Raw genomic sequence first — 7,070 nt, 5'->3', positions numbered from 1 at the left:
CCCCGGACCGCCACGATCACACCCACCTGCCGGGAGTAGCCATCCTTCACCACCTGGCCCACACGCACCCACGCACTCACGGCCGCACCACCCAACAACGCCCCGGCGCCACCCGCACCACAAGCCGACGACGACGCACGTTCCGCCGCAGCCCCGTCACAGGCCACACATACGGCCGAACCAGAGCACGAACCCGGGAGGCCCTTACCTCGGCCAGCTCAAACGCCAAGGTTGGCTCATCGGGGAGTGCGCGGGCGTCCCTCTGCGCGCCCTGTAGCGCACCATGCAAGGCGCTACTCTTCATCATGTTGACGCTCCTAAGCAGCGTTGACCATGCCCCCGGGCCGCAACTGCCGTTGTGCGGTCGCGGGGGTTCTGTGTTCCTTCCAACTAGCCAGAGTGAGCAATCTTTGAGAGGAGCCAGACAGGGGGCCAGCTAGGGGCCAGACTGGTAACAAGGAGGTGGCCAGGGTGTCTGATCAGCGACGCGCGCAGTTCGGCGCATACCTCGCGAGCCTGCGACGTACCAAGCGGTGGAGCCAGAGCCAGTTGGCGGAAAGGCTGTGCGCCAGCACAGGAGTGGACTCGGTAACTCGCAGCGAAGTATCACGATGGGAGCACGGCAAACGCATCCCTGAATCCTGGCTACCTCAACTCGCAATTGCATTCGGCATTCCCCTGCATGAAATTCAAAATGCTGCCGCTTACGCGCGAGGTGATACCGCAGCCCGCCTGCCCATTCCCAATCCCGCGCTAGCGGAACTTCTTCCGCAGGCGTCTGAGTTCACGTCGGCCGGCTCGACCCTTGGACGCAGAATCGGGAAGAACGAAGTATCGCTTATTGCCGCACGTGCTCACGCCTTGCGATTGGCTGACGACGTTCTGTCAGGTGGCGATCTACTCCCCACTGCTGTACGAGAATTGGAAGCGGCAACGCACCTCTTCAAGGAGACCTATCACTCCGGAGAGACGAGCCGTCAGCTTCTCAGCGTGATTGCCGAGATGGCTCAGATTACGGGATGGATCTCCAGCGACGCAGGACGATGCGAGGAGTCAGAACGGGTTTATCGGCTCGGGATCTCGGCTGCGCGTGAAGCTGACGACGCTCCCGTTACCGCCAACCTGATCAGCAGCCTGGCCTACCACCTCAGCAACGTTCCGGGGAGAGAGCAAGACGCCGTTTGGCTTGCCCAGGCAGCCGTCAGTGCAGGCAGGACGGCCACCCCGAGAGCCCGAGCGGTGTTCTTCGACCGGATCGCGTGGGCGCAGACACGTACAGAAGACGCCGAAGTGGCGATGAAGGCACTCAATGACGCCCATGACGCACTCTCGAAAGAGAGTGACACCAACGAGCCACAGTGGGCCTACTGGGTGAACCGGCTGGAACTGGAAGTGATGGACGCGCGCGTCTATACCGAACTGCGCAGGCCCCTGCGAGCCGTTCCACTGCTTACCCGCATCATGAGCCAATACGATGCGTCGTACACCCGAGAGACGGCACTGTATCGGTCATGGCTTGCAATCGCCCTAGCCGACGCGAATGAACCGGAGCAAGCCGCCTACGAGGCAGAACAAGTGCTCTCTTCGATGAGCGCTCTCACCAGCGACCGTGTCACGGAGCGTGCCCGCGTCGTCTTGCGCCGACTTGGCGAATTCGACGCTGTTCCCGCAGTGCAGTCACTGAGACGAGAGCACATGTACTTGCTCGAACGGTGACCGTAGCCGGATCGGCGTCCACCACCCCGTCCGTGAACATGCCGTTGACCCGGCGGGCCGCCGCTCACCCGCCGGGGTCCGGCCGGCCGGGTTCCCGGCGGCGGGCCAGGCCGCTCTCGACCGCGCCGAGCACCACCCGGGCGACCACCCCCACGAACAGCAGGCCGCCCGCCATCTGCACCATGGTGGCCACCCGGGCCGGCTGCGTCACCGGGGTGATGTCGCCGAAGCCGACCGTGGCGAACACGGTCAGGGTGAAGTACAGGGCGTCGGTGCGGCTCAGCGGCTCGGTGAAGGCGCCCGGCTCGCTCCGGGCGGTCATGTAGTAGACCGTGGCGAACAGCAGCAGGAAGACCGGGACCGTGACCGACAGCGCCTCCACGGCCCGCAGCCGGGGCCGGGGTGAGCGGACGATCGCGCGGGTCTGCCAGACCAGCAGCGCCGCCACGGCGAGCAGCCCCAGCGCCAGTACGGCGGCCATGGCCGGGCCGAAGTCCTCGTCCATCGGCAGCAGGAAGTAGGCGAGCAGCAACCCGGTCGTGTTCAGCGCGGACCGCGCCAGCGCCGCCAGTGCGGAGCGCCGGTCCGCACGGCGCGCGGGGTCCGGGCCCCGCCCCTCCCGCCGGCCTGCCACCGTTCACCTCCGCACACCACCGGCACCATTACCGCGAGTGAGCATAGAGACGCACTCCGGCACAGCCGGGGAGGCTCGCACACCACCGGTGGTACCCACGGGGCTTGTGTGACTGTAGTGGCGGATACCGCCCGCTGGGGTAAGTATGAGGACTATGTGCCGGTCAGGGGCGAGCGGATGGGCGCCAGGGAGCGGGAGCACGCCCGGGCGCAGCAGCATGCGGCGGAGGAGTACATCCGGCGGACCGCGGCCGGGGGCGGGAGCACGGCCGAGGAGCCGGCCAGGCTCGCGGAGATCCGCGACCGGGGTGACCTCACCGAGGCCGAGTACCAGCGGGCCGAGGAGAAGCTGCTGGGCTGACGGGCCCGGTGGACGGCGCCCTCTCCCGGTCCCCGGGGGAGCCGCCTCCGGAAAGGAACCCGCGGACCCGAGGAAGCGAGAACCCGAGGAGGAGTCCCATGACCCATACGGCGGAACCCCGGGCCGGGAGCCCCCGGCCGTCCTCCGCCATGGCCGGCGGCGTCACCATCTTCGCCGCGGTGATGCTGATCGTCGCCGGGGTGCTGGACATCCTGCGCGGCATCATGGCCATCGCCGAGGACGACATCTTCGTCGCCACCTCCGACTACATCTTCCAGTTCGACCTCACCGGCTGGGGCTGGCTGCATCTGATCCTGGGCGCACTCGCCGTGCTGGTCGGCTTCGGCCTGTTCGGCATGGCCCTGTGGGCCAGAACGGCCGCCGTGTTCATCGCCGGCGTGCTGATCATCGGGAACTTCCTGTCGATCCCGTACTTCCCGGTGTGGTCACTGGTGGCCATCGCGCTCTACGCCTGGATCATCTGGGCGGTCTGCACGGTGGGCGACCACGCCGGCTGACCGGCCCGGCTCTCCGCCCGCGGCTGCCGGGCCCGGCAGCCGCTCCTCCAGGGTCCGCCGCAGCTCGCGGGCGGCCCGGGTCGGGGAGACGTCCGCGCGGTGCGCCACCGAGACGGTGCGGTGCAGCCCCGGCGGGGCGAACGGGGTGGCCCGCAGCCCGGAACGGGCGGCGACCATGGCGGGCACCAGGGCCATCCCCAGCCCGGCCCGGACAAATCCCAGCACCGCGTCCATCTCCCCGCCCTGCACGCTGAGCACCGGCTCGAACCCGGCCGCCCGGCACACCGCCAGCGTGTAGTCGCGCAGGTCGTAGCCGTGCCGGTACATCGCCAGCGGCCTGCCGCGCAGGTCCGCCACCCGCAGCCGGCGGCGTCCGCGCACCGGCGGCGGCGCGTCCGGCGCGGAGACCACCACCAGTTCCTCGCGCAGCAGTTCCGCGGTGACCAGCGCCGGGGCCTGCACCGGCAGCGGGGTGATCACCAGCGCCAGATCCAGTTCGCCGTCGGCCAGCACCCGCACCAGATCCTGCGAGCCGCTCTCCCGGATCCGCAGCTCCACCCCCGGATAGCGGTCGTGGAAGGCGCGCAGCACCTCCGGCACCAGACCGGCGCACAGACTGGGCGGGGCGCCGAGCCGCACCCGCCCGCGCCGCAACCGTGCCACCTCCTGCACCTCCCGGCGCGCGGTCTCGGTGTCGGCGAGGATGCGCCGGGCCAGCGGCAGCAGGGCCTCCCCGGCGTCGGTGAGGGTGATGTGGCCGCGCGCCCGGTGGAACAGTCCGGCGCCCAGCTCCCGCTCCAGCGCCTGGATCTGCTGGGAGAGCGAGGGCTGGGCGACATGCTCGCGCTCGGCCGCCCGGGTGAAGTGGCGGGTCTCGGCGACGGCGGTGAAGTAGCGGAGCTGGTGGAGCTGCACGGGGTTCCCTCCGGCCGGCGGCGGGGCCGTCCGGAGGATCCGGAGGCCGGGGAGCCATGATAGGCACAGCCTATGAAGATGACCGTTTCTATGTCTTGGACCGATCCCCGCCCGCCGCCCTACCGTCCCTGCCATGGCATTGGCGACAAGGACCGGCCCGGAACGACCGGCCCCCGCCGCGGCCCCCGCCGCGGCGGCCCGGAACCGGACGGCCACCCCCGGCCCGCACCCCCGACCCCCCTCCCTCGCCGCCCGCCCCGGCTCCTCCCTGCGGCTGCTGTGGCGCTCGACCATCGGCAAGAAGGCCGTGATGGCCGTCAGCGGGCTGTTCCTGCTGCTCTATCTGGTCCTCCACATGCTGGGCAATCTGAAGATCTTCTTCGGCCCGGACGACTTCAACGGCTACTCCCACTGGCTGCGCACCCTCGGTGAACCGGCGCTGCATCACGAGTGGTTCCTGTGGCTGCTGCGGTTCGCGCTGGCCGCCGCCGTGGTGCTGCACGGCGTCTGTGCCTACCAGCTCAGCCGGCGCGCCCGGACCGCCCGCCCGGTGCGCTACGCCCACCGCCCCCGCGGCTCCTCCTACGCCACCCGCACCATGCGGTGGGGCGGGGTGATCGTGGCCCTGTTCGTGGTCTGGCACATCCTGGACCTGACCACCGGCACGGTGAATCCCCACGGGGAGGCCGGGCAGCCGTACCAGAACGTGGTGGCCTCCTTCTCCACCTGGTACGGCAATGTCATCTATCTGACCGCGGTGACCGCGGTCGGACTGCATGTCCGGCACGGCCTGTTCGGCGCCGCGCAGACCCTGGGGGTCAACAGCCCGCGCCGCCAGGCCGCGCTGCGGCGCACCTCCGATGTGCTGGCCGTCGCGCTGACCGCCGGCTTCGTCTCCGTGCCGCTGGCCGTGATCACCGGGGTGGCGGAGTGACCGTGACCGAGACCGCGGGCGAGCCCGGACGGCCGCCCTACCACCGCTTCCGGACCGGCGAGCCGGTCAGCGACACCAGGGCACCGGACGGCCCGGTCGCCGAACGCTGGAACCGCCGCCGCTTCGAGGCCGCTCTGGTCAACCCGGCCAACCGCCGGGGGCACACCGTGATCGTGGTCGGCACCGGCCTGGCCGGCGCCTCGGCCGGCGCCACCCTGGCCGAACAGGGCTACCGGGTCCTCCAGTTCTGCTACTCGGACTCGCCGCGCCGGGCCCACTCGATCGCCGCCCAGGGCGGCATCAACGCCGCCAAGAACTACCGCAACGACGGCGACTCGGTGCGCCGGCTGTTCTACGACACCGTCAAGGGCGGCGACTTCCGCGCCCGGGAGTCCAATGTCCACCGGCTGGCCGAGATCTCGGTGCAGATCATCGACCAGTGCGTGGCCCAGGGCGTGCCGTTCGCCCGCGAGTACGGCGGCCTGCTGGACACCCGTTCCTTCGGCGGGGTGCAGGTCTCCCGCACCTTCTACGCCCGCGGCCAGACCGGCCAGCAGCTGCTGCTCGGCGCCTACCAGGCGCTGTCCCGGCAGATCGCGGCCGGCCAGGTCGAGATGCATCCGCGCACCGAGATGCTGGATCTGGTCGTGATCGACGGCCGGGCCCGGGGGATCGTGGCCCGCAATCTGCTCACCGGCCGGATCGACACCCATCTCGCCGACGCCGTGGTACTGGCCACCGGCGGCTACGGCAATGTCTTCTTCCTGTCCACCAACGCCAAGAACTCCAATGCCACCGCGATCTGGCGGGCGCACCGGCGCGGCGCCTACTTCGCCAACCCCTGTTTCACCCAGATCCACCCCACCTGCATCCCGCGCTCCGGCGACCACCAGTCCAAGCTGACGCTGATGAGCGAGTCGCTGCGCAACGACGGCCGGATCTGGGTGCCGGCCCGCGCCGGCGACACCCGGCCGCCCGCCGGCATCCCGGAGGCGGAGCGCGACTACTACCTGGAGCGGATGTACCCCTCGTTCGGCAATCTGGTGCCCCGGGACATCGCCTCCCGCGCGGCCAAGAACGTCTGCGACGAGGGACGCGGCGTCGGCCCCGGCGGGCAGGGCGTCTATCTGGACTTCGCGGACGCCATCGCCCGGCTGGGCCGGGACGCCGTCCGGGCCCGCTACGGCAACCTCTTCGAGATGTACGAGCGGATCACCGCCGAGGACCCCTACCGGGTGCCGATGCGGATCTATCCGGCGATCCACTACACCATGGGCGGCCTGTGGGTCGACTACGACCTGATGACCACGGTGCCGGGGCTGTTCGCCATCGGGGAGGCCAACTTCTCCGACCACGGCGCCAACCGGCTGGGCGCCTCCGCGCTGATGCAGGGCCTGGCCGACGGCTACTTCATCCTCCCGGCCACCCTGGGCGACTACCTGGCCCGCCACCCGGGCCCGCCGGTGTCCGGCATCCCGGAGAACCATCCGGCCATCGAGGAGGCCGTCTTCGCCGTCACCGACCGGCTCTACGCGCTGCTGTCCGCGAGCGGCGACCGCACCCCCGACTCCTTCCACCGGGAGCTCGGGCAACTGCTGTGGGACGAGTGCGGCATGGCCCGCTCCGAGGCCGGCCTGCGCAAGGCCCTGGAGCGCATCCCGGAACTGCGCGCCGAGTTCTGGGACCGCGTCCGGGTGCCTGGCGAGGGCAGTGCCCTCAACCAGTCGCTGGAGAAGGCCAACCGGGTCTCCGACTACCTGGAACTGGCCGAGCTGATGTGCCTGGACGCCCTGCACCGCACCGAGTCCTGCGGCGGCCACTTCCGTACCGAGAGCCAGACCGAGGACGGCGAGGCGCGCCGCGACGACGAGGCCTTCGCCTACGCCGCCGCCTGGGAGTTCACCTCCCCGGGCGCCCCGCCCGTGCTCCACCGCGAGGCCCTGGCCTTTTCCGATGTCCACCCCACCCAGCGGAGTTATGCATGAGCGGCAGC

The 7,070-nt window shown here is 70.3% G+C and carries 7 protein-coding genes; 5 read left to right on the top strand and 2 right to left on the bottom strand.

Annotation, left to right across the window (positions count from 1 at the left end; translation table 11 throughout):
* Positions 1–471 precede the first annotated feature (471 nt).
* A complete protein-coding gene (locus BM242_RS12675) occupies positions 472–1,716 on the top strand; it encodes a helix-turn-helix domain-containing protein (protein ID WP_093838870.1) in 1,245 nt (414 codons plus the stop codon).
* A 64-nt stretch (positions 1,717–1,780) separates the two neighbouring features.
* Here the strand turns inward: BM242_RS12675 and BM242_RS12670 are convergent, their stop codons facing one another.
* Complete coding sequence (locus BM242_RS12670; protein ID WP_245834008.1) at positions 1,781–2,350, bottom strand: potassium channel family protein; 570 nt, start codon at positions 2,348–2,350, stop codon at positions 1,781–1,783.
* A 117-nt stretch (positions 2,351–2,467) separates the two neighbouring features.
* Between BM242_RS12670 and BM242_RS12665 the strand changes: the two genes are divergently transcribed.
* Positions 2,468–2,710 carry a hypothetical protein gene (locus BM242_RS12665; protein ID WP_093838869.1) on the top strand — a complete coding sequence of 81 codons (243 nt, stop codon included), beginning with the start codon at positions 2,468–2,470 and terminating at the stop codon, positions 2,708–2,710.
* 98 nt (positions 2,711–2,808) lie between these two features.
* A complete protein-coding gene (locus BM242_RS12660) occupies positions 2,809–3,228 on the top strand; it encodes a DUF7144 family membrane protein (RefSeq protein ID WP_175541394.1) in 420 nt (139 codons plus the stop codon).
* Here the strand turns inward: BM242_RS12660 and BM242_RS12655 are convergent.
* Positions 3,157–4,143, bottom strand: coding sequence for a LysR family transcriptional regulator (locus BM242_RS12655; RefSeq protein ID WP_093838868.1), 987 nt, complete (start codon positions 4,141–4,143; stop codon positions 3,157–3,159). The two genes, BM242_RS12660 and BM242_RS12655, sit on opposite strands and share 72 nt — an antisense overlap.
* Positions 4,144–4,276: 133 nt before the next feature.
* Between BM242_RS12655 and BM242_RS12650 the strand changes: the two genes are divergently transcribed.
* Positions 4,277–5,077, top strand: coding sequence for a succinate dehydrogenase cytochrome b subunit (locus tag BM242_RS12650; protein WP_175541393.1), 801 nt, complete (start codon positions 4,277–4,279; stop codon positions 5,075–5,077).
* A gap of 2 nt (positions 5,078–5,079) precedes the next feature.
* Positions 5,080–7,062, top strand: coding sequence for a fumarate reductase/succinate dehydrogenase flavoprotein subunit (locus tag BM242_RS12645; protein ID WP_093838867.1), 1,983 nt, complete (start codon positions 5,080–5,082; stop codon positions 7,060–7,062).
* Positions 7,063–7,070 lie beyond the last annotated feature (8 nt).

Origin of the sequence: Streptomyces aidingensis, assembly GCF_900112355.1 — a bacterium.
Taxonomy (GTDB): domain Bacteria; phylum Actinomycetota; class Actinomycetes; order Streptomycetales; family Streptomycetaceae; genus Streptomyces; species Streptomyces aidingensis.
The sequence above is the reverse complement of the archived record's forward strand: the minus strand, read 5'-3'. Positions and strand labels throughout refer to the sequence as shown.